The organism is Pseudomonas reactans (genome assembly GCF_013385825.1).
Lineage (GTDB): Bacteria > Pseudomonadota > Gammaproteobacteria > Pseudomonadales > Pseudomonadaceae > Aquipseudomonas > Aquipseudomonas reactans.
In genome coordinates this window covers 189,224-211,596 of the sequence record NZ_JACAPG010000005.1, presented here as the reverse complement: position 1 = coordinate 211,596, position 22,373 = coordinate 189,224, and the positions used below count along the sequence as shown (strand labels likewise).

The window sequence follows — 22,373 nt, the reverse complement described above, 5'->3', positions numbered from 1 at the left end:
TGGCTACCAGCTTTCCCCCAGCCCCAGCAGGCCCAGAATCTGTCGTCGTAAGTCCACCAGATAAGGATCATCCCGGTGTCGGGGGTACGGCCGGTCAATCGTCAACTGCGCGAGGATGTTCGCCGGGCGGTCGCTGAACACCACCACCCGATTGGCCAGCAACAAGGCTTCTTCCACATCGTGGGTCACCAGCAAGGCCGTATAGCCCTGGCGCTGCCACAAGTCGATCAGTTCCTTTTGCATAGTGATACGGGTCAGGGAGTCGAGCTTGCCCAACGGCTCGTCGAGGATCAGCAGGCGGGGTTGATTGACCAGTGCGCGGGCCAGCGCCACCCGTTGCGCCATGCCACCGGACAACTGCCGTGGAAAAGCGCGAGCGAACTGGCTGAGGCCGACTTTTTCCAGGGCTTCGTCGACCTTGGCCGAATGCGTCTTGAGCAGCCCCTGCGCTTCCAGGCCAACGGCGACGTTGTCCCACACGCGGCGCCACGGGTAGAGCGTCGGGTCCTGGAACACCACCACGCGGCTAGGGTCCGGGCCGATGATCGCGTCACCGTCCGCCAGCAAGCGGCCAGCGTCCGCCGGTTCCAGGCCGGCCACCAAGCGCAGCAAGGTCGACTTGCCGCATCCTGAAGGCCCGAGCAAGGCCACGAACTCGCCGGGCGCCACGTCCAACGACACACGCTCCAACACCGGCAGGTGCTGGCCATCCAGGGCAAAGCCATGGCTGAGGTTTTCTATGCGCAGCGCCAAACCTTCCGACGCCGATACTGCGTGTGCCAGGGCTACCATTTCATCGATCCTTTCTGCCAGGCCAACAACCGGTCACGCACCAGGAACAATCCGGTGATCAACCCCGAACACGCGAGCGCCATGATCAGCAAGGCAGCGTACATATTCGCGTAGGCGGCCCAGCCCTGGGCCCATTGCAGGTACCACCCGATACCGGATTTGACGCCCATCATCTCCGCCACCACCAGGGTCGAAAACGAGGCGCCCAGGCCCATGAACAGGCCGACAAATACGTGAGGCAATGCAGCGGGAATCGCTACCTTGAAAATCAGAAAGCCTTGCTTGGCACCGAGGGTACGGGCTACGTCGTAATAGGCTTTGTCCACACTCGCCACGCCGGACCACGTGAGCACCGTGACCGGGAACCAGGTAGCCAGGGCGATCAGAAATACACTGGCGCTCCAACTGCTGGGAAACAGAAAGAAGCACAGCGGCAACAACGCCGTCGACGGCACCGGACCGAGAATGCGCAACACCGGGTGCAGCCAGTAGCCGATGCGCGTGGACCAACCGATCGCCACCCCCGCGATAAACCCGGTGATCGCGCCCAGCGCCACGCCCGAGCCCAGCAGCAACGCCGAGTGCAACAGGCTGTCGGCCAGCCGTGGGTAGTCTTCGATATACACGGCCAACAACGCCTGTGGCGGTGCAAAAAACGGCACCGGCAACAGCGCGAGTTTGGCGGTAAGTAGCTCCCAGACACCCAGCAGCACCGGCAAGGCGATCAGCCAGGGACCTGCGTTGCGCAGGCGCTGGCCCAACCTCACTATCTTGCGCCCCAGCAGGCTCAATACGATGAACAGCGCCGCGATGCCCACGCACAGATTGGCCAGGCCTTGGGTCATCGGCCAGTTGCGCGTCGCGTTGGGCCAGTAGCTGATCAGCAGCGCGACGGCCAACCAGGCCCCCACCACCGCCACGCCCTGCCACCAGACCTTAAACGCCAGGGACGGGTTGAGGGTTGCCGCATCAACTGAAGACATCGGCGGTGATCTCCTTGGCAAACTCCACCGGGTCGGTGCTCTTGCTGATCACTTCGACGGTTTTCAGGTCGGTCACGTAGGTGAGGATTTCCTGGGTCAGCGCCGCGCCTACCGCATGGTGCCCGTGGGTGTGGTCGTGGAGGATTGCCTGCACTTCCTCTACCGACGTATTCAACGCATGGGCCTGGAAGCCTTTGGCAACTTCTTCGGGGTGCTGCACGGAATAGTCGTGGGCCTCCAGAATTGCCTGGGTCAAGGCCGCGACCACGCGTTTGTCTTCGCGCACCAGTTTGCCGGTGACGCCGACCACGCAGCAACTGAGGTTGGCGTACTCCTCCACCAGGTTGGTGGACAGTTCACGGGCCACGCCGGATTTGATCAGGCGGTACATGAACGGGTCACTGCCACTCACCGCCTGCACTTCGCCGCGCTCAAGGGCAGTGCCGAGCAGGTCGGCCGGGTACAGGCGCCACTCGACGTCGCGCACCGGGTCCACGCCGTGTTTCTTCAGCAGGATCGAGAAGAAATTGCGATCCGGACTGGCCATGTCGGTCACGCCGATGGCCTTGCCCTTGAGGTCTTCGAGTTTGGTCACGCCGCCATTCACCGCACTGAGCAGACGCAGGCAACCGCCGTGGGTGCCCGCCGTGAGTTTCACGTCGAACCCCTGCTCCAGCGCCTTGAGCCAACGCAGCGCCATGCCCACGCCCGCGTCGGCTTTACCGGTGGCGATGGCCTCCAGCAGCACCTCGGTGGAGTTGCCGAAGTTGACCAACTCCACGTCCAGATTGTGCTTGGTAAAAAAGCCCTGGCCGTGGGCGATTACTACGGGCGCCAGGCACACGGCGTTGAGGTTGACTGCCAGTTTCAACTTGCGTGGCGCGTCGAGGCGAATGAACTCGCCGGTGCCGGCGGGTTCCTGTGAAGTGTTATGGCCAGCGTGTTCGTCAGCGGCGAACCCCAGGCGTGGCAGCGACAGGCTGGCCAGGGTGATACCGGCCAGGCCGAGTAGGCGGCGGCGGGTTAAATGATCGAAATCAGCCATGCGAAATATCCTTTTTATCAATTCTGTTGTTGAGATCAGCCAATCCCAAATGCTCGCGCAACGTCGCCCCTTCGTACGCCGTGCGAAACAATCCCTTGCGCTGCAAATGTGGAATCACGCTCTCGACAAACTCGGTGAACGAGCCCGGCAGATACCCCGGTGAAATCACAAACCCATCGCACCCACCCTGCTCAAACAGTTCGGCCAATTGATCGGCAACCTGTGCCCCCGTGCCCACCAACTGCGGCACCCGCACGCTGCTGGCGAAGATGCGCCCGAGTTGTTCCAGGGTGGTTTCCGGCCCCTGCATCAACAGCTTTTCGGCGGCTGCCGGGTGGATCAGCGGCGACTGGGCGATCTCAGCCAGCGTCGCCGTAAGCGGGAATGGCGACAGGTCCACATTCAACTGTGAAGCCAATGTCACCAGCCCCAATTCAGGTCGCGCCAAAGCGTTGTGTTTGTCGCGCTTGGCCCGGGCTTCGGCCTCGCTGCCCCCAATAAACGGCATCACCGCCGTCAGCACCTTGCAACTGTCAGCCTCACGGCCTTGCTGCACCACCTGCGCACGCACGTCATCGCGAAACGCACGCATGGCCGCCAAATGCGGGTGAATGGTGAAAATCGCCTCGGCCCACCGCGCGCCGAAGCGCCGGCCCCGCCCGGACGAACCGGCCTGGATCAGCACCGGTCGTCCCTGGGGCGTGCGCGGAATATTCAACGGGCCTTCAACCCGGAACCACTCGCCCTGATGCTGCACCGAACGGATCAACTCGGGGTCCGCCAGCACGCCGCTTTCTCGATCCAGCTTCAGCGCGTCCTTGCCCCAGCTGTTCCAGAGCTTCAGCGCGACTTCGACAAACTCATCGGCGCGGTCGTAACGCAGGTCGTGCTCCAGGTGCTTGTCCTTGCCGAACAGGCGCCCTTCGCTGTCGTTCATCGAGGTGACGATATTCCAGGCTGCACGGCCCTTGGACAGGTGGTCGAGCGTGGCGAATTCACGGGCGATGTGCGCCGGTTCGTAATAAGTGGTGGAACGGGTCGCTCCGAGCCCCAGCTTGGAGGTCTTGCCGACCAGGTAAGAGAGGATCGGCAACGGGTCCAATCGCGTGGCGTCCTGGGCGCCGTAGCGCAGGGCGAACTCGCGGGAGCCGCCCATCTGGTCACCCACGGCCAGGCGATCGGCGAAGAACAGGAAGTCGAACAACCCCTCTTCTACCACCTTGGCCACGCGCGCGTAATATTCGGGGTCGAGGTAATTGCCGACGGTTTCCGGATGGCGCCACACCGCGTGGCTGTGTACTACCGGCCCGCTCAACAGGAACGCGGACAAATGAATTTGGCGGCTCATGGTTTGGGTGTCCACAGGGTGATTGCACTGACCTTCAACGGCTTGGGAATCAGCTTGGCGGCGTAGTAGGTGTCGGCGATGCGCTGTTGCTCGGCGAGGTTTTCCAGCTTGACCGGGATAATGTCGTAGCTGCGACGGCTATTGGCGCGCTCGACCGTAGCCGGAGCGATGTTGCCCCACAGCGGGCCGAGGATTTCGGCAGCTTCCTTGGGGTGGGCCTTCACCAATTGGCCGGTCTCGCGCAGGGTGTCGAAGGTCACCTGCAACACGTCCGGGTGAGCGTTGGCGAATTTAGTGGTCGCCAGGTAGAAACGGTTGTAGTCGGCCAGGCCGTCCTTGCCATCGGCAATCACCCGCACGTGGTGATCCAGTTGCTGGGTGGCGAGGAACGGGTCCCAGATTACCCACGCGTCCACGCTGCCATTGGCGAAGGCGGCACCGCCGTCTGGTGCTTCCAGGTAGCGTGGGGTGATATCGGCCAGGGTCAGGCCGGCTTTCTTCAGCGCGGAGATCAGCAGGTAATTGCTGCCCGATCCCTTGGACACGGCGACGGTCTTGCCCTTGAGGTCTGCGATGCTGTGGATCGGCGATTGGTCCTGCACGATGATCGCCTGGGCGCCCGGCGATGCGTTTTCCTGGGCGTAGTAGGTCAACGGCGCGTCGGCGGCCTGGGTGAACAGTGCAAAGGCATCGGCCACATCGGCATGGAGGTCGACGCTGCCGGCGTTCAAGGAACTGAGCAAACCAGTGCTGAATTCATGCCAGTTCACGGTAAAGCCCAGCGGTTTGAGGCGCTGTTCCAAATGGCCATTTTGCTTGAGCAGGATCCACAAGGTGGACGAACGCTGGTAGCTGATGTCCAGGGTTTGCTCGGCATGGGCCGCCGCCGCAGCGAATAGCAGACTGGCGGCAACGATAAGTTTCTTGAACGTCATGGAAGGCCTTGGCGTGAGAGAAATAGAAGGAGCTGCATATGCCAAAAAACCGCGTAAGGCCTGGCAGAAAAACTCATTCGATTATATTAACGACGAGAAATGATGAAAGAATCTTATAATTCTATGGTTATGCCCAATTCGTCGGATCCAGGAAAAAGCGCCCTAAGCTAAGATCGAAAGAGTATTTAACGAATGGTTTTTAGAACTTTAAGCTCGACGCTATTTCGTTGAAGATCGAGCTCGCCATGTCCATACGTCGCCCCCTCGCCGCAGTACTCGGGTTGCTGGCCTTTTCCGTCGCCGCGAGCGCCGAGGCCCAGGAAACCGTGCGCATCGGTTACCAGAAGTCCTCTACCCTGATCACCCTGCTGAAAACCCAAGGCACCCTGGAAAAAGCCCTCAAGGCCGACAACATCGACGTGAGCTGGCATGAGTTCCCCAGCGGCCTGCCACTGCTCGAAGCGCTCAACGTGGGCAACGTCGACATCAGTGCCGACGTGGCCGACACCGTGCCGATCTTCGCCCAGGCCGCCCAGGCCAAACTCACCTACTTTGCCCAGGAAGCGCCCTCGCCGTCAGCCCAGGCCATCGTGGTGCGCAAAGACTCGCCGATCCAGCAGTTGGCCGACCTCAAAGGCAAGAAAATCGCCGTGACCAAGGCGGCGGGCACCCACTACTTGCTGATTGCCGCGCTGGCCAAGGCAGGCCTGGAATTTTCGGATATCACACCGGCTTACCTGACACCCGCCGATGGTCGCGCGGCGTTCGAGAACAACAAGGTCGATGCCTGGGTCACCTGGGAACCCTTCCTCACCAGCGTGCAGCGCCAACTGCCGACGCGCACCCTGGCCGACGGCGCAGGCCTGGCCAGTTACAAGCGCTATTACCTGACGGGCACGCCCTACGCCAAGGCGCATCCTGAGGTGTTGAAGGTGGTGTATGAACAGCTGGAAAAGGCCGGCCAGTGGGTGAAAACCAACCCACAGGGCGCGGCCAAGATTCTCGGCCCGCTGTGGGGCAACCTGGATGCGGCCACCGTTGAAGCCGCCAATGCACACCGCAGTTACCAGGTGCAGCCGGTGACGCTCGACCAACTGGGCGAGCAGCAGAAAATCGCCGATGCGTTCTTCAAGGCAGGACTACTGCCCAAGGCCGTGGATGCCAAGGATGTGCAAACCTGGAAGCCTTGAGGGGGTGAGCAAGGAGTGCGGTAAGTGGTACAACGGCTGAGCCTTGCTCCCCGTCTCCAGGATACCGCCCCCATGTCACCGATCGCTCCACTCGCTCAAACGCGCACCCTGGTATTCCTGGCCTACCCGCAAATGGGTCTTCTTGACCTGACCGGTGCCCAGACCGTGTTCTGGGCCGCCACCAAGGCCATGGCCGAACGCGGCTTGCCGGGTTACATGATGCACACCGCCAGCCTGGCTGGAGGCTTGATGCAGACCGCCGAAGGCTTGAGCGTAGACACGGTGGCACTCGGGCAATTGGCTGATACGCCCATCGACACCCTGATCGTGCCTGGCGCGCCGGCCATTCAACAGGCAATGGCGGCCAATACCGAGCTGGTGGAATGGCTGCGCATAGCCTCCGCCACTGCCGGCCGCACCGCCTCGGTGTGCAGCGGCACCTTTCTGCTGGCGATGGCCGGTTTGCTCGACGGTCGCCGCGCCGCCACTCACTGGGCCATGTGCGACATGCTCAAGCACGGCTTCCCGGCCATCGTGGTGGACATGGACGCAATCTTCATCCAACAGGGCAATGTATGGACCTCGGCCGGTGTGACGGCTGGGATCGACCTGGCATTGGCCCTGGTCGAGATCGACTGCGGCCGCGATGTGGCGTTGCAAGTGGCACGGGAGTTGGTGGTGTTCCTCAAGCGCCCCGGCGGGCAGGCGCAATTCAGCCAACTGTTGCAGGCGCAGACCGACGAGAGTGCGGGTTTCGATGAGCTGCACCTGTGGATCGCCGACAACTTGCAGGACTCGGAGCTGTCAGTGGAGCGTCTGGCACACCAGGCCCAGATGAGCCCGCGCAACTTTGCGCGGGTCTACAAACAACGCACCGGGCGCACACCGGCCAAGGCCATCGAGTTGTTTCGCATGGAAGCGGCGCGCCGCCTGCTGGAGGATTCCGACCGCAATATCGACCAGATTGCCCGGCTGTGTGGGTTCGGCGATGAGGAGCGGATGCGGTATACCTTTCACCGCCACCTGACGATTTCGCCGCGGGAGTATCGGGAGCGGTTTTCCCGCTAGGTTGTTGAGGTGATCTGAATTGTTGTAGTCATCTCGCTTGCCCGCTCACCACAGTTGGATCAGTGTTTTTGGAGCCACCGCAGCAAAGTACTTCTCTTGACTGGCGCAGGTTTCTTCAGCACCACCGCATCACGGATGTCTTCGCGCTGATGCTGCAACCGGTCCAATGCCATCAACAAATCACTGCTGTGCTGCAACTGCGCGCCCAGCAGTGATTTTTCGATGCGGAACAACCGCCCGCTGGTGAGGCTGCGGAACTGCCCTCGGGAACGTCCATCGGCCAGGATCCCCTCCTCGCCCATCACTTCGCCGGGGCCCATGCGGCCGGCTTCGACCACGCGGTCACCATCATGGATCGCTGCCGACACCACGCCCGTGGCGATGATCATCAGGCTATCGGCGACTTCATCGAAGGCCAGCAGCACCTGGTTGGCCTGGAAGTCCACGGGGGTCATGGCGTCGGCCAGGCGGTCGCGCTCCTCAAGGCTGAGGGCACGCATCACCCGGACTTCCTCCAGCAATTGCCGCTGGCGGCTCCAAGCCTTGGTGTTGGAGCCTTCGCCCCAGGTCAGCCCAGCCGCTTCAAGGTGTCGATGGGCCAGGTCAAACATCAAGTTACGCACGCCGCTGCGGGCCGAGCGTGAGGCGACGAAGCCCTTGAGTTCGTACTCGTTGAATTCCAGTTGCGAACTGTTGATCGAGACCTTGGGCCCCGGCAGCAATGCATGAGTGCCCTGCAAGGCTTTTTCCAACGCCTCCAATGCCAGGCGAGGCGCGATGCCACTGGGCACCGCCAGGCTGACACTGACGCGGTGCGCCCCGCCAGGACGGCTGTGATTGAGGACCTTGGCCTTGGCTGCCAGGGAGTTGGGCAGCACAGCGGTGCTGCCCGCTTCCGTCTGCAGATGAGTCGAACGCCAGTCGATTTCCAGCACCTTGCCTTCCACCCCATCGATGCTGACCCAGTCGTCGATCTGATAGGGCTTGGTGGTATTGATCACGATGCCGCTGAACACATCGCTCAAGGTGCTTTGCAACGCCAGGCCGAGGATGATTGCCATCGCGCCCGAGGTCGCCAGCAGGCCCTTGACCGGCAGTTGCAGCACATAGGCCGCCGCGCCGACGATGGCGACCAGGAAGATCACCGCCCCCAGCACGTCATGCAGCAAGCGCGCGCTCTGCCCCACACGAGTGGTGAGGCCGTGGCCGAGGATCACGGTCAGGGTGCGTGCGGCGAACAACCACCAGCCGATACCCAGTACGGTGGCCATCAAGTTGAGCACCGCGTCGTCCGGCCAAAGTGGTGGCTGTAAGGGGCTGACGCCGGCCGCTACCATGCCCCAGCAAAACAGCGCGAACACCAGCACCCGCACTCCGCTGCGCAAGGTGCGCCGCGCTGGGCCGAGTCCTTGCCACAGCACCAGGTCCAGCAAGATCAGCACGCCGCCGAGCAGCAAGGGATGGGTGTAGAGGTTCATCAGCTGGCTACCGCAAGCATCACCGGCTCACCCAGGAACACACTGCAGCGCGCCCGCAACCAGCGCTCCCCCGGATCGTTATGGGTGGTGCCGCGCCACACCAACGCCAGCTCCTGCTCAGGCAAGTCCAGCGGCGCACACTGCGCACGAAGGCCACCCACTCCGGCCATGGCGCGCGCCACATAGTCGGGCACGATGGCGAGCATGTCGCTGTCGGCCAGCAGCACCGGCAACGCGCTGAACTGCGGCACGGTGAGCACCACTTTGCGCTGGCGCCCGATCAGGCCCAGGGCGCGGTCGGAGTCATCGATCACATTGCCCATGGACGACACCACCGCGTGGGGCCGCTGGCAGAACTCGTCCAGTCCCACGTCCCCTGGCCGGTGATCGGCGCGCAGCAGCATCGGACGCATCGGCCGCAGGCTTTTGCGGCGCGCATTGGCCGGCAGTTCCTGGGTGTGGCTGATGCCCAGGGAGATCTCACCACTGGTGAGCAGTTGCGACATCTGCCAGTGATCGGCACGGCGCACCACCAGGGTCATGTTGGGTGCCTCGATACGCAGGCGCCGCAACAGGCTGGGCAGCAAGGCGTATTCCACGTCGTCGGACAGGCCGATATGAAAAGCGGCCTCGCTGGTCGCCGGGTTGAACGCCTGGCAGCGACTCAGCGCTGCCGCAATGCTGTCCAGCGCCGGGCCGAGATTGCTGAAGATTTCCTCGGCACGGGACGTGGGTTGCATCAGCCGCCCAGCGCGAATGAACAGCGGGTCATCGAACATCAACCGCAAGCGGCCGAGGGCACTGCTGATGGTCGGCTGGCCGAGGAACAATTTCTCGCCGACCCGGCTGACATTGCGCTCATGCATCATCGACTCGAACACCACCAGCAGATTGATGTCAGCACGACGCAGGTCATTTCTGTTCATCATGTTAGCCACCCGGCCGCAGGGCCTTGGAGAGGAGTGAGAGGCCTCAGGTTATGGCGGCGCGGGTGGTGCGTCTCTCCTACCTGGGGTCAGCGCGCTCATACCTGGGTATAGGGCTTGGCAGGATTTCAGGGTTTTGTGTCCTACTCGGTGAGAACGGATGCTTTTAAAGTAAGTGACCCCTGCTCCACCCTCGATCACACCAATGGAGTGCCTGAACACCATGAAAATCAACGTTCCCGCGAGCGCGCGCCGCGAACAGTCATGGTTGACCGGCCTCTGGGATCGGCTGGTGTTCACACCCCGCCAGCCCCAAGCACGCGCCGCGTTTGGCATCAGCCCAACCCCAGCGATCAACGCCCTGGGTTGGGTGGTCGGGCTGGTCGTGGCCTGCGGCATTTTCGTGATCAACTCCGAAACCCATACTGACTGGGCGCCGACGCTGCTGTACATCACGCTGCTGTTGATGGCGGCCAACCTGTTTTCAATCAATGTGGTGATTGGCGTCGCGCTGTTTTCCATCGCGCTGCTCACTGCGCTGTTTCTCTACAACGGCAACTATGAGCGCTGGGAATCGATCACCGGTTTCTTCCGCTGCCTCACGGCGCTGTCCGCCATCACCTTTCTTGCCCTGCGCAGCAAGTACGCGGCGGACAGCCTGCGGCACAACGAGGCTTACCTGGTGGGCGCCCAGCGCCTGAGCCAGACCGGCAGCGTGAGCTTTCGTGGCGACAGCGATGCCATGTCCTGGTCCGAGGAATTGGCGCGGATCTTCGAATACCCACACCACCAGGCACCCACTGCAGCGATGGTGCTGGAGCGCACCCATCCTGACGACCGCCACCTGGCCCGCGAGGTTTTCGCCAAGGCCCTGAACCGCGAGCCGCTGATTGAGGTCAAGCACCGCCTGCTGATGCCGGATGGGCGCGTCAAGCACCTGCATATGATCGCCAGCCCCGTCGAAAGCCGTGGGCATTTCGAGTACCTGGGCGCGGTGAAGGACGTCACCACCGACAAGCTCGCCGAAGAGGCGTTGTTCCATGCGCAGAGCCAACTGGCTCACGTCACCCGTATCACCTCCCTGGGAGAATTGGCCGCCTCGATTGCCCATGAGGTGAACCAGCCGCTGACCGCCATCACCAGCAGTGGCGAAGCCTGTCGGCGCTGGCTCGACCGCGCCGAACCCGACCTCAATGAAGCCCGCCAATCCCTCGACCGCATCGTCTCCAGCGCCTGCCGCGCCAGCGAGGTGATCAGCCGCATTCGCGCGCTGTCACGCAAGTGCGACCCGCTGCGCAAACCCGAGTCGCTGGACGCCATCGTCAATGAAACCCTGGGCCTGGTGCAGCACGAACTGTCGCGCCATAAGGTGCGCAGCCGCGTGGAGCTGGGCGTGCTCGACGCACAGATCAACGCCGACCGCGTGCAGCTGCAACAGGTGCTGATCAACTTGATCATCAATGCCTGCCACGCCATGGAAACCGTCGCCCCGCGCCAGCGCCTGCTGCGGGTGCGCACCTGGGTGGACGGCGATAACGTCTTGCTCGAAGTGGCCGACCAGGGCATTGGCATTGACGCCAAGGACCTGCCCACGTTGTTCCAACCTTTCTTCACCACCAAACCCGATGGCTTGGGCATGGGCCTGTCGATCTGCCGTTCGATCATCGACTTTCACGGTGGCCGCCTCTGGGCGACCAGCACGCCCGGCGCGGGCACCGCATTCACCTGCTCACTGCCACTTTTGGCCAAGGAGGCGCCATGAACGACCTTCACCCGATGAACCGCGTGATCAGCCAGGAACCCTGGGTGTATATCGTCGATGATGATCGGCCGCTGCGCGAATCCCTCGGCAGCCTGTTGCGCTCGGTGGGCCTGCAGGTCCAGTTGTTTGTTTCGGCCGCCGAGTTCATGCATTTCCCACGCCCCGACCTGCCCAGCTGCCTGGTGCTCGACGTACGCCTGCAAGGCACCAGCGGCCTGGATTTCCAGAATGAATTAGTGGCGGCGCGGATCAACCTGCCGATCGTGTTCATGACCGGCCACGGCGACATCGCCATGACCGTGCGCGCGATGAAAGCCGGTGCCGTGGACTTTCTGGCCAAGCCGTTCCGCGAGCAGGACCTGATCGACGCGGTGTGCGCCGCCCACGCCAAGGACAAGGCGCGGCGTGAAGCCGAGCGCGGCGATGATGAACTGCGCAGCCGCTACGCCACCCTCACCCCCCGCGAGCAAACGGTGATGGCGCTGGCGGTTTCCGGCCTGATGAACAAACAGATTGCCAGCGAAATCGGCCTGAGTGAAATCACCGTGAAGATCCATCGCGGCCAGGCGATGCGCAAGATGCTTGCACGCTCTTTCGCCGATCTGGTGCGTATGGCCCAGGCCCTCGGCATCCCGGTCAAGCAACAGGCTGGGTATACGCACGTATAGTATGTTGCCGGTGTGGACGGCGTATCGTGGGGTGATGGCGGGTTGCTTCCATGTGCAGCCCGATAGCCTCCAGGTAACGAAATGTCCGACACGAAGATAATTGCCATCGTCGATGATGATGAGTCCGTTCGCCTGGCACTGGATGGGCTGCTGCGCTCCAACGACTACAGCGTCCGGCTCTATGCGAATGCCGAAGCCTTTCTCGGCTCGGATGCCCCCCGCACTACCGCCTGCCTGATCAGCGACATCCAGATGCCTGGCCTCACCGGCATCCAGCTCTACGAAACCCTGCACGCCGATGGCGTCTCACTGCCGGTGATTTTCATCACCGGTTACCCCGGCCCGCCGCCCAGCATCGACCCGGCATTGCCGCCGCCGATTGCATTCTTTCCCAAGCCGTTTTCCTGCGCCCAACTGATGGCCTGCCTCGCCGATGTGCTGGGCCGCTAATACCTTGGTATAGCCACCTCACACCTATGCATGCCTGCACTGACCCTAGGTAGAAGTGTTCAAGGCAGACGGCCTGGGTAGTCTGGCTCCACACAGTCCCACTCAGGCAACAACGCCTCTCCAGGAGCAAACCATGAAACAGCACATTCTTATTATTGGCGCAGGGTTCGGTGGTGTCTGGAGCGCATTGAGCGCGGCCCGCCTGCTGGACAAACATGACCGCAACGACGTGCAGATCAGCCTGCTCGCCCCGCAACCGGAACTGCGCATCCGCCCACGTTTCTACGAGCCCGACGTGCACACCATGATGGCGCCGCTGGGCCCATTGTTCGACGCGGTGAACGTGAAGTTCATTGAAGGCGCAGCGGATAGCATCGACGAAAACGGTAAGCAAGTGACCTACCGCAACGCAGCTGGCACCTCCAACACCATCCAGTACGACCGCCTGGTGCTGGCCGCCGGCAGCCGTCTGAATCGCCCGCAGATGCCAGGCATCGAGCATGTCTTCGATGTGGACCAGATCGAAGACGCCACGCGCCTCGAAGCGCATATCAAGGCCTTGAAGAACCTGCCTGACAGCGCGGCGCGCAATACCGTGGTGGTCGCCGGGGGTGGTTTTACCGGTATCGAGACCGCCACCGAAATGCCGGCCCGCCTGCGTGAAGCACTGGGTGACCAGGCTGACATTCGCGTCGTAGTGGTCGACCGTGGCCCGCAGATCGCCGCATCCATGGGTGATGGCATTCGCCCCTCGATCATCGAAGCGAGCACGGAATTGGGCCTGGATTGGGTGCTCAACACCTCGGTCGCCTCGGTGGATGCGGGCGGCGTGACCCTGGCGAATGGGCAGCGGATCGAATCCAGCACCGTGATCTGGACCATCGGTTTCCGGGCCAACCCGCTCACCGAACAGGTCAGCGGCACTCGTGATCCTCAGGGCCGCCTGCATGTGGACGGCACCCTCAAGGTCAAGGGCCAGGCCGACGTGTTCGCCGCTGGCGACGTGGCCTACGCCGCCACCGATGATTTGGGCAACTTCGCCGGCATGTCCTGCCAGCACGCCATCGCCCTGGGTCGCTATGCCGGCAACAACGTGGCCGCCGACCTGATCGGCGTCGCGCCGATGACCTATAGCCAGCCCAAGTACGTGACCTGCCTCGACCTCGGCGCCTGGGGCGCCGTGTTCACCGAAGGCTGGGACCGTCAGCTGAAACTGGTCGGCCAGGAAGCCAAGGACCTCAAGCACCAGATCAACACCGTGTGGATCTACCCACCGGCCGCTGATCGTGCGGTGGCGCTGGCGGCGGCAGACCCGTTGATTCCGGTGGCCTGATCCCCGTACGCCCTACATCGGCCAGCTCACTCCTTGCTGACCCGGTCATTCCCGAGCGCCCGCCGATAATTGTTAGGCGGGCGTTTTTTTTGCGCACGCACCCAACGAATACGCCGCCAAGGCCCCCATCACTCCGCCTACCATCGGCGCGAGCCAGAACAGCCAAAGCTGCGCCAGGTACTCGCCGCCGGCAAACAACGCGGGCCCGGTGCTGCGCGCAGGGTTCACCGAGGTATTGGTTACCGGAATCAACACAAGGTGAATCAAGGTCAAGGCCAGCCCAATCGCAATCGGCGCAAAGCCCGGCACCGCGCCCGCTGCGGTCACGCGCATGATGATGAACAAGAAAAAGAACGTGGCGATGAATTCCGCGAGCAACGCGGCCTTCATATCAAAGAGGCCAGGGCTCAATGGGCCATAACCGTTGGCGGCAAAACCACCTACGGCGAAATCCGCCTGCCCATTGGCAATCAGGTACAACGCCGCAGAAGCGCCAAGCGCACCGGCCACCTGCGCCGCGATATACGGCAGCACATCACCACCGGCCACACGACGCCCCGCCCATAAACCCAGGGTCACCGCTGGGTTGAAATGCCCACCGGAAATACCGCCCACCGCATAGGCCATGGTCAGCACCGTGAGCCCGAACGCCAGCGAAACGCCGACAAACCCAATGCCCAATTCCGGAAAAGCCGCCGCCAGGATGGCGCTGCCACAGCCGCCAAACGTCAGCCAGAAAGTACCGATAAACTCGGCGGTCAAACGCTTTTGCACAATCGACTCCATTGCTGTTCAAGTGCCGTCACCACAGGCCGTGGGCGGTCGTGGGGGACGGTAGCAATGGGTATCAAATTGCTGTGTAAGACTTGTCTGGATTAATGCTTTTGAACGTTTAACGCCTGGAGAGTGAATAGGGGGCTTTGACCTAAAACCCGCTTACAACTGAACAGATGATCCAGCTGTCTGACTGCACTAGCATTGCCGGCGACTAAGTCAATGGCGTACATTTGCTATGATTTTTATTGAAACCCCAATTTTTACCCGGCGTGTAACGGAACTCATGAATCACGATACCTATTTGAGCTTGCAGGTAGCGTTGATGGTGAACCCAAGGGCGGGAGACGTGATTGAAGGTACGGGTGGCATCCGAAAATTACGTGTCGCCTCAAAGGGCCACGGTAATCGTGGTGGTGCGCGAGTGATTTACTACCACTTTGTCACTGCGTCAAAAATCGCGTTACTGATGATTTATCCGAAAAACGAACAACAAGACCTGACAAACGATGAACGCAAGGCATTGAAAGCCGTCATCGAACACTGGAGATAACCATGAGCAAATTCTTTGATGAGCTGATGGAAAGCGTGCAACAAATGGACGAAATCGTCCGAGGCGAGCGCCAGCCCTCTCGCGAATTCATTGTTGACGCGCTTCAAGTCAAACAAATCCGTAAGGCAACCGGCCTGACTCAAGCTGCATTCGCCGCGATGATCGATGTTCAAATCGGCACACTGCGTAATTGGGAGCAGGGGCGACGGGAACCGACAGGGCCGGCCAAAGCGCTGTTGAGGGCCATTCACAATGACCCCGTGCACGTGTTGAATGCATTGGCGCCTTAGCCCAACGGTGGCTGGCGCGGGCGGTTGACTCAGGCTCGCGCCACACCCTGCCCAAATCGGCGAATCGCCAGGCAATAGCCAATCAACGCCACCGCCGCCAACAACCCGCCCGCCGCGCCGATCCAGGCAAAGCCAAACTGGCTACCCACCCAACTGCCCATCAGGGCGCCGCCGCCGATGCCGATGTTGTAGATGCCGGAAAACATCGCCATGGCCACGTCGGTCGCATCCGGGGCCAGCACCAGTACCTTGGATTGCATCGCCAGGCCGAAGCCCATGATCGCCATGCCCCAGAACACGCTCAGCACCACCAGGTAGGATTCTGCACCACTCAACGGCAGCAGCAGCGCCAGGCACGCGGCGAGGATGAATACCGCGCCGACCACGAACAGGTGCGGGTTGAAACGGTGCACCAGGCTGAACAGCAGCGAGCCGATGATGCCGGCGCCGCCGAACACCAACAGGATCAGGGTGACCGCGCTGCCGCTCATGCCGGCGACGTCTTCGACGAAGGGTTCGATGTAGCTGTAGGCAGTGAATTGCGCGGTCACGGTCATGGCGGTGAGCACGTACAACGCCACCAGCGCCGGGCGCTTGAACAGCAGCGGCAGGCTGCGCAGGGAGCCGGAGTTCTGGCTCGGCAGCAGCGGCAAGGTACGCGCCAGCCAGAACACCAGGGCGGCGGCGAACGCGCCGATCACCAGGAACGTGGTGCGCCAGCCCATGGCTTCGCCCAGCAGGCGGCCCAGCGGAATGCCCAGCACCATCGCCAAAGACGTACCAGTAGCCAGCAGGCCGAGGGCTTGCACCTGCTTGCCTTCCGGCGCCAGGCGCACTGCCAGCGATGCTGTGATCGACCAGAACAAGGCGTGGGACAAGGCAATGCCAATGCGGCTGATCATCAGGAGGCCGAAGCTGTTGGCGACACTGGAGAGAATGTGGCTGACGATAAACATGCAGAACAGCACGATCAACAGCTTGCGCCGTTCGACGTTGCGGGTCAGCAGCATCACCGGCAGCGAGGTCAGGGACACGATCCAGGCGTAAATAGTGAGCATCAACCCGACGCTGGACACGGGCATGTCGAAGCTGGCGCCGATGGCGCTGAGCAGCCCGACGGGCACGAATTCGGTGGTATTGAACACAAAGGCGGCCAACGCGAGGGCGATGACCGGTTGCCAGTTGGCTTGGGGCGTTGCGGCTGAAATGCTCATTGAAGGGCGCGGTACTCGGACGATGATCAGACGGCCACCCAGGACAAGCGCCGCCGCCGAGCATTCTATAGGTTTCTGGCGCGGCTGTTGACGCCGATCCGGCTCAAAACAACCTCAGGGCGTCATGGCGCGGTCAGGGTGACCACGTAGGCCCCCGATTGAATGGGCTTGCCGAGGGTGTCCACCAGCACATACCGCTGGTCGTAATAGCGCCCATCACTGCGGTCGGCGATCAACTTGACGTTAACCTGCGCAGTGCCCAGCGCCGTCACCGTGCGCACAGGCTGCACCGCTAACTGGCTGCCACGCAGGGCCTGGGGGCAGCCCTTGAGTTCCAGCGTCGACCTGCCTGGCGCAGCCGCATGACAACTCGGCTCGACGATACTGCCGTGAAACTGAATGACGCCTGAGGGGCCCGCTATTCCAGCACCTGCCCATAGCGCAAGAGCGCCGGTAACCAGTGACAAACGCTTAACGTTCATGTCGACGCTCCTTCTTGGGTAGTTAAGAAGGTAGTCGTCTGGGCCGGCGTTTACTTGAGCCTATTCGCCGAAGGTTGTGACAGGGATCATGGATCCACCTGGCCCATCAGTTCCGGAATGCTTTCCGGCCGCTTGGCATAACGCTGCGCCAGCGCCGCGCAGACCATCAGCTGGATCTGGTGGAACAGCATCAGCGGCAAAATCAGCACGCCCATGGTTGCCCCGGCGAACAACACCTGGGCCATCGGCACACCGGTTGCCAGGCTCTTCTTCGAACCGCAGAACAGAATGGTGATGCGGTCTTCCTGGTTGAAGCCGAAGGCTTTGCCCAACACGGTCGAAGCCACCAGCACCAAGGCGAGCAGCACGCAGCACGCCACCACCAACCCACCCAGCTCCCACAACGGGATCTGGTGCCAGATGCCTTCGTTGACCGCTTCGCTGAACGCGCCATAGACCACCAGCAGAATCGAGCCCTGATCAACGAACTTCAGCCAGGATTTATTGCGGCCGACCCACTCACCGATCCAACGACGGGCGATCTGCCCGGCGATAAACGGCAGCAGCAGTTGCACGCTGATCTTCAAGATCGCGTCGACGGTAGAGCCGCCCTCGCCGTGCACGTTGAGCAACAGTGTCACCAACAACGGCGTAAGAAAGATCCCGAACAGACTGGACGCCGCCGCACTGCAAATCGCCGCCGGGATGTTGCCCCGCGCCAAGGACGTGAAGGCAATCGCCGATTGCACCGTGGCCGGCAAAGCGCAGAGGTACAGCATGCCCATGTACAGGTCTTTGCCGATCAACGGCGATAGCACCGGCTTGAGCGCCAGGCCCAACAGCGGGAACAGCACGAAAGTCAGGCTGAACACCAACAGATGCAGGCGCCAGTGCCCGGCACCGGCAACAATCGCCTGGCGCGACAGCTTGGCGCCGTGCAGGAAGAACAGCAGCGCAATCGCCAGGTTGGTGACCCAGCCGAAAGCCACGGCGGTCTGGCCGCTGGCCGGCAGCAGGGAAGCGAGGATCACCGTGGCGATCAGCGTCAGGGTGAAGTTGTCGGGCAGAAAACGGGGGCGAGTCATAAGCAGGATCTTCCGGGGGTTGCCAAGAGCGTCGTCGCGACTCTAACGTAACGGCTTGTTACCGACTAACGCCAATGAGCCAGTAAATGCCGCCTAAAGGACATGACAAGACCGTCCGCCGTAGTGTGCCCGGGCTTTCCAGCCTGCCACGGCCGGTGTATGGACGCACCGAATCCTTGCCCAATCGTGCGCTGACCCGTCGCCACAGCCACCCGTGGGTGCAATTGTCCTACGCGATTTCCGGGGTGCTGGAGATCCAGACCAGCGTCGGCCGCTTCGTCGCGCCGCCTCAACGGGCGGTGTGGATTCCGGCCGGCATGCCGCACCGCGTTTTCAGCTCGCCCCACACGGAGATGCGCAGCCTGTACCTGGATTGCAGCGTCACCACCTGGGCGGATGAGCGCTGTCATGTGCTGGAGGTGAGCAGTTTGCTGCGGGAGTTGATCCGCAGTTTCAGTGAATTGCCGGTGGAATATGCCGAGGATGGGCCGGATGGGCGTTTGGCCCAGGTGGTGCTGGACCAACTGGCGGCGGCGCCTCAGGTCGACCTGATGCTGCCGCTGCCAATGGACCCGCGCTTGCGCCAGATCTACCGCAGCTTGAACTCACACCCGGAGCAGCAGACGACCTTGGGCCAGTGGAGTCAGAAGCTGGGGGTGAGCGAGAAGACCCTCAGCCGCTTGTTCCTGAGCGACACCGGGCTGACCTTCCGGGCGTGGCGCCAGCGTTTGCGATTGCTTACCGCCCTGCCCGCCCTGGAACAGGGCGAGCGGGTGACGGATGTGGCGCTGGGGTGTGGGTATGAATCCACCTCGGCGTTTATCAATGCGTTTCGCCAGCAGTTCGAGGCCACCCCAGGCGAATTTTTCCGCTGACACCCCGTCCTTTTGCGTAGGAGCCGGCTCGCCGGCGATGAGGTCCTCCAGATCTACACTGAAACTGAGGTCGCCATCGCCGGCAAGCCGGCTCCTACAGGGGGTATCAGTGGGTGGATTTGGCCAGGATAGCCTGGAGTAATACATCTGCCCCCGCGGTCGACCATTCCTGGGAAATTTCTTCCGCCTCGTTATGGCTCAACCCATCCACACAGGGCACAAAAATCATCGCCGTCGGCGCCACTTGGTTCAAGTAGCAGGCATCATGCCCAGCGCCGGAAATCATCGGCCGATGGTTGTAGCCCAATGCCTCAGCCGACGTCCGCACGACCTCAACACAGCCCGCGTCAAAGGCAATCGGCGCGTACTGGAAGATCTGCTTCACGCTGTGCTGCAAGCCGATCCCGTCGGCAATTTGCACCACGGCAGCGCGCAACTGCTGGTCCTGGCGCGTCAGCACCGCTTCGTCCGGGTGACGGAATTCCACACTGAAGAACACCCGCCCCGGCACCACGTTGCGTGAGTTGGGGAAGATATTCGCCATGCCCACCGTGGCCCGCCCTTCGGCGCCCTGCTCCAGGCCCAGCCCGTTGACGGCCTCGACCACACGGGCAAAACCGAGCAAGGCATCCAGGCGATGATCCATGGGCGTAGTGCCGGCATGGGCACTGCGGCCGCTCAGTTCCACTTCGTACCAGCGCTGGCCCTGAGCGCCAGTGACCACGCCGATGGTAATGCCCTGTGCCTCTAGAATCGGGCCTTGTTCGATATGCAGTTCGAACGCGGCGTGGATCGGTTGGCCACCCACCGATTCGGTGCCAGCGTAGCCGATTTGCTGCAGCGCCTGGCCAATGGTCACGCCGGCTTTGTCTTCACGGGACAGCCCGTACTCCAGGTCAAACACGCCCGCGTAAACGCCCGACGAAATCATCGCCGGCGCAAAGCGTGAGCCTTCTTCGTTGGTCCAGTTGACCACTTCGATGGGCCTGTCGGTCTCGATCCCCAGGTCATTCAGGGTACGCAGCACTTCCACGCCCGCAAGCACACCGTAGATGCCATCGTACTTGCCGCCAAAGGGCTGGGAGTCGCCGTGGGAGCCGGTCATCACCGGGGCCAAATCATCGAAGCGCCCCGCACGACGGGCGAAGATATTGCCCATGGCATCCACGCGAATGCTGCAACCGGCCGCCTCGCACCACTGCACGAACAGGTCGCGGCCACGGCGGTCTTCGTCAGTCAGCGCCAGGCGCGAGACGCCGCCTTTTTCGGTGGCGCCGATCTGCGCCATTTCCATCAGCGAAGCCCACAGGCGTTCGCCGTTCACACGCGCCAGCTTACTCATGAGGTTTGGCCCGATAGCGGAAGTCACAACGGTGATCGCCGCCCATGATGGTCTGGGTGCGGGTCAACTGGATGTCCGGGTTGTAGCCGACGATAAACAGCTCGTCACGGTTGCACGACAGCAGATGGCCGATCTCGCCCAGGCCCATTTCGTGGTACATCTCGGCGTAGCGGCAGCGCTTGACGTCGTAGTCGTAGTGTTCGGCGTCACTGGCGATGATCTCGACCTTCAGCGCGTCGTCCTTCTCCCACAGCACTTGCAGCTCGACGAAGCTCTTGAGGTCAGCGCCCTGCTCTTCCAGCGACGCAAAATGCTTGCCGGCCTGGATCGCGGCATTTCCCACGGCTTCACCGATCACCGCAGCGGCAAAGTCCTTGCCCTGTTCGCGCTTGAGGATCTCGTAGATCGGCTTGATGATTTCGGCCTCAATGCGCCGCCGGGCGAGGATGCCCAGTTCACCTTCCAGTTTGCTCATGACTGCTCTCCATTAGCCCTTGTAGGAGCGAGCTTGCTCGCGAAAAATGTACAACCGACGCTGGCATGCGCCTGAAATACTTTCGCGAGCAAGCTCGCTCCTACAAAGGATCGGGTTTTATTGACCGCCTGCCACGCTCACCGGCTGCCATTGATTGGCCTTGACCTGGTAAACGGTGAACGACGGTTTCTTCAAGTTGCCTTCACCGTCAAAGGCGATGGTGCCGGTCACGCCCTCATAGCTAATGGCGCGCAGCACCGGCAGGTATTTCTGTGGGTCCACCGAATCTGCTTTCTCGATAGCCGCCACCAGCACGCCTACACCGTCGTAGGCGAACGGCGCGTGCAGCTCGATATTGGTTTTATAGCGGTCCTTGTAAGCCTGTTCGAACGCCTTGCCGCCCGGCATCTGCGCAATCGCCAGGCCCGGTTCCAGGGCGATCACGCCCTCGCCTTCGTTCTGTGCCAACTGCAGGAAGGTCTGGCTGACAAAACCACCGGCGCCCATCAATGGCGCCTTGATCCCCAACTGCTTGATGCGACGGGCCAACGGCGCGGCTTGGGCGTCGACGCCGCCGAAGAAGATCAGGTCCGGGTTCTGGCTGCGGATATTGGTCAGCACGGCGCTGAAGTCGATGGTTTTATCGTCCACGTATTCGCGGGACACCACCTTGGCGCCACCGGCTTCGATGGATTTGACGAACTGGTCGGCCAGGCCCTGGCCAAACGCGGTGCGGTCGTCGATCACGGCGATACGCTGGGCTTTGAGGGTTTTCAGGGCATAGTCGCCGGCGACCTGACCGCCATCATCGTCGTGGCCCATGATGCGCAAACTGGTGTCGAACCCTTGCTGGGTGTAAGCGTGACCGGTAGCCACCGGCGCCACCTGGGCGATGCCCGCGTCATGGTAAACCCGTGCTGCCGGGATGCTGGTGCCGGTGTTCCAGTGACCGACCACGCCCACCACGCCTTCATCCACCAGGCGCTGGGCCACGGTGACGGCGGTGCGTGGGTCGGACTGGTCGTCTTCAGACACCAGCTTGAAGGTCACGGCTTCACCGTTGATTTTCGGGTGCTTGGCGTTGGCCTGGTCGATGGCCAGTTGCGCGCCGTTTTCCAGGTCCTTGCCGATCCGTGCCGACGGGCCGGTGAGCGGACCGGCGAGGCCGATCAATACAGTCTGGTCGGCCTGGGCCACGGCGCTGGCCAGGCTGCTCAGGGCCAAGCCGATCAATGCGGTTTTCTTCAACGTGTTCATGGGTTATTCCTGCTAAGTGTCGGGCGGGTCGAAACACGCCGGGCGTCC

General features: G+C 62.2%; 23 protein-coding genes. 9 read left to right on the top strand and 14 right to left on the bottom strand.

Annotated elements, in window-relative coordinates; all coding sequences use genetic code 11:
- Positions 1-3 precede the first annotated feature (3 nt).
- Genes HX868_RS05735 through HX868_RS05715 form a run of 5 tightly spaced genes read right to left on the bottom strand, consistent with a single transcriptional unit; the run spans position 4 to position 5,103 of the window.
- Positions 4-792: an ABC transporter ATP-binding protein gene (locus tag HX868_RS05735; RefSeq protein ID WP_177002204.1), complete on the bottom strand. Its 789-nt coding sequence runs from the start codon at positions 790-792 to the stop codon at positions 4-6.
- Positions 786-1,775 (bottom strand): ABC transporter permease, encoded by a 990-nt coding sequence (locus HX868_RS05730; protein ID WP_177002203.1) that lies wholly within the window; start codon positions 1,773-1,775, stop codon positions 786-788. The genes HX868_RS05735 and HX868_RS05730 overlap by 7 nt, the downstream gene beginning before the upstream one ends.
- Positions 1,762-2,820 (bottom strand): ABC transporter substrate-binding protein, encoded by a 1,059-nt coding sequence (locus HX868_RS05725; protein ID WP_177002202.1) that lies wholly within the window; start codon positions 2,818-2,820, stop codon positions 1,762-1,764. The genes HX868_RS05730 and HX868_RS05725 overlap by 14 nt, the downstream gene beginning before the upstream one ends.
- The gene (locus HX868_RS05720; protein WP_177002201.1) at positions 2,813-4,168 is read right to left on the bottom strand and encodes an LLM class flavin-dependent oxidoreductase; all 1,356 of its coding nucleotides are present in this window, start codon (positions 4,166-4,168) and stop codon (positions 2,813-2,815) included. Before HX868_RS05720 ends, HX868_RS05725 begins: the two co-directional genes overlap by 8 nt.
- Complete coding sequence (locus HX868_RS05715; RefSeq protein ID WP_177002200.1) at positions 4,165-5,103, bottom strand: aliphatic sulfonate ABC transporter substrate-binding protein; 939 nt, start codon at positions 5,101-5,103, stop codon at positions 4,165-4,167. The genes HX868_RS05720 and HX868_RS05715 overlap by 4 nt, the downstream gene beginning before the upstream one ends.
- 245 nt (positions 5,104-5,348) lie before the next feature.
- Here HX868_RS05715 and HX868_RS05710 point away from each other — a divergent pair, with 245 nt between their 5' ends.
- Both HX868_RS05710 and HX868_RS05705 read left to right on the top strand, forming a co-directional pair.
- Positions 5,349-6,293 (top strand): aliphatic sulfonate ABC transporter substrate-binding protein, encoded by a 945-nt coding sequence (locus HX868_RS05710; RefSeq protein ID WP_177002199.1) that lies wholly within the window; start codon positions 5,349-5,351, stop codon positions 6,291-6,293.
- A gap of 72 nt (positions 6,294-6,365) precedes the next feature.
- Positions 6,366-7,361, top strand: coding sequence for a GlxA family transcriptional regulator (locus tag HX868_RS05705; RefSeq protein WP_177002198.1), 996 nt, complete (start codon positions 6,366-6,368; stop codon positions 7,359-7,361).
- A gap of 59 nt (positions 7,362-7,420) precedes the next feature.
- Here the strand turns inward: HX868_RS05705 and HX868_RS05700 are convergent, their stop codons facing one another.
- A complete protein-coding gene (locus tag HX868_RS05700; protein WP_177002197.1) occupies positions 7,421-8,839 on the bottom strand; it encodes a mechanosensitive ion channel family protein in 1,419 nt (472 codons plus the stop codon).
- A complete protein-coding gene (locus HX868_RS05695; RefSeq protein ID WP_281364974.1) occupies positions 8,839-9,768 on the bottom strand; it encodes a LysR family transcriptional regulator in 930 nt (309 codons plus the stop codon). Before HX868_RS05695 ends, HX868_RS05700 begins: the two co-directional genes overlap by 1 nt.
- A 220-nt stretch (positions 9,769-9,988) precedes the next feature.
- Here HX868_RS05695 and HX868_RS05690 point away from each other — a divergent pair, with 220 nt between their 5' ends.
- From HX868_RS05690 to HX868_RS05675, 4 genes are all read left to right on the top strand, one after another.
- Positions 9,989-11,527, top strand: a complete 1,539-nt coding sequence (locus HX868_RS05690) for a sensor histidine kinase (RefSeq protein WP_177002196.1) — start codon at positions 9,989-9,991, stop codon at positions 11,525-11,527.
- Positions 11,524-12,195: a response regulator transcription factor gene (locus tag HX868_RS05685; protein WP_177002195.1), complete on the top strand. Its 672-nt coding sequence runs from the start codon at positions 11,524-11,526 to the stop codon at positions 12,193-12,195. Before HX868_RS05690 ends, HX868_RS05685 begins: the two co-directional genes overlap by 4 nt.
- An 81-nt stretch (positions 12,196-12,276) precedes the next feature.
- Positions 12,277-12,645 carry a response regulator transcription factor gene (locus HX868_RS05680; protein ID WP_177002194.1) on the top strand — a complete coding sequence of 123 codons (369 nt, stop codon included), beginning with the start codon at positions 12,277-12,279 and terminating at the stop codon, positions 12,643-12,645.
- Between the two features lie 133 nt (positions 12,646-12,778).
- Positions 12,779-13,978, top strand: coding sequence for an NAD(P)/FAD-dependent oxidoreductase (locus HX868_RS05675; RefSeq protein WP_177002193.1), 1,200 nt, complete (start codon positions 12,779-12,781; stop codon positions 13,976-13,978).
- Between the two features lie 72 nt (positions 13,979-14,050).
- Here HX868_RS05675 and aqpZ read toward each other — a convergent pair whose 3' ends face one another.
- Positions 14,051-14,752 (bottom strand): aquaporin Z, encoded by a 702-nt coding sequence (gene aqpZ / locus HX868_RS05670; protein WP_425504215.1) that lies wholly within the window; start codon positions 14,750-14,752, stop codon positions 14,051-14,053.
- A 238-nt stretch (positions 14,753-14,990) separates the two neighbouring features.
- Here aqpZ and HX868_RS05665 point away from each other — a divergent pair, with 238 nt between their 5' ends.
- Both HX868_RS05665 and HX868_RS05660 read left to right on the top strand, forming a co-directional pair.
- Entirely contained in the window at positions 14,991-15,305 is a 315-nt protein-coding gene (locus HX868_RS05665; RefSeq protein ID WP_177002191.1) for a type II toxin-antitoxin system RelE/ParE family toxin, read from the top strand.
- Between the two features lie 2 nt (positions 15,306-15,307).
- Positions 15,308-15,595, top strand: coding sequence for a helix-turn-helix domain-containing protein (locus tag HX868_RS05660; RefSeq protein WP_126570912.1), 288 nt, complete (start codon positions 15,308-15,310; stop codon positions 15,593-15,595).
- 29 nt (positions 15,596-15,624) lie between these two features.
- Here the strand turns inward: HX868_RS05660 and HX868_RS05655 are convergent, their stop codons facing one another.
- The 3 genes from HX868_RS05655 to HX868_RS05645 all read right to left on the bottom strand — a co-directional run bounded on the left by HX868_RS05655 (position 15,625) and on the right by HX868_RS05645 (position 18,376).
- Positions 15,625-16,809 carry a sugar transporter gene (locus tag HX868_RS05655; RefSeq protein WP_177002190.1) on the bottom strand — a complete coding sequence of 395 codons (1,185 nt, stop codon included), beginning with the start codon at positions 16,807-16,809 and terminating at the stop codon, positions 15,625-15,627.
- Positions 16,810-16,931: 122 nt separating this feature from the next.
- Entirely contained in the window at positions 16,932-17,291 is a 360-nt protein-coding gene (locus tag HX868_RS05650; RefSeq protein WP_177002189.1) for a type 1 fimbrial protein, read from the bottom strand.
- Between the two features lie 86 nt (positions 17,292-17,377).
- Entirely contained in the window at positions 17,378-18,376 is a 999-nt protein-coding gene (locus HX868_RS05645; protein WP_012724877.1) for a bile acid:sodium symporter family protein, read from the bottom strand.
- An 86-nt stretch (positions 18,377-18,462) separates the two neighbouring features.
- Between HX868_RS05645 and HX868_RS05640 the strand changes: the two genes are divergently transcribed.
- Positions 18,463-19,251: an AraC family transcriptional regulator gene (locus tag HX868_RS05640; protein ID WP_177002188.1), complete on the top strand. Its 789-nt coding sequence runs from the start codon at positions 18,463-18,465 to the stop codon at positions 19,249-19,251.
- 106 nt (positions 19,252-19,357) lie between these two features.
- Here HX868_RS05640 and HX868_RS05635 read toward each other — a convergent pair whose 3' ends face one another.
- The 3 genes from HX868_RS05635 to HX868_RS05625 all read right to left on the bottom strand — a co-directional run bounded on the left by HX868_RS05635 (position 19,358) and on the right by HX868_RS05625 (position 22,325).
- The gene (locus tag HX868_RS05635) at positions 19,358-20,593 is read right to left on the bottom strand and encodes a Zn-dependent hydrolase (protein ID WP_177002187.1); all 1,236 of its coding nucleotides are present in this window, start codon (positions 20,591-20,593) and stop codon (positions 19,358-19,360) included.
- Positions 20,586-21,068, bottom strand: coding sequence for an L-2-amino-thiazoline-4-carboxylic acid hydrolase (locus HX868_RS05630; protein ID WP_016977290.1), 483 nt, complete (start codon positions 21,066-21,068; stop codon positions 20,586-20,588). Before HX868_RS05630 ends, HX868_RS05635 begins: the two co-directional genes overlap by 8 nt.
- A gap of 117 nt (positions 21,069-21,185) precedes the next feature.
- Complete coding sequence (locus HX868_RS05625) at positions 21,186-22,325, bottom strand: branched-chain amino acid ABC transporter substrate-binding protein (protein WP_177002186.1); 1,140 nt, start codon at positions 22,323-22,325, stop codon at positions 21,186-21,188.
- Between the last annotated feature and the right edge of the window lie 48 nt (positions 22,326-22,373).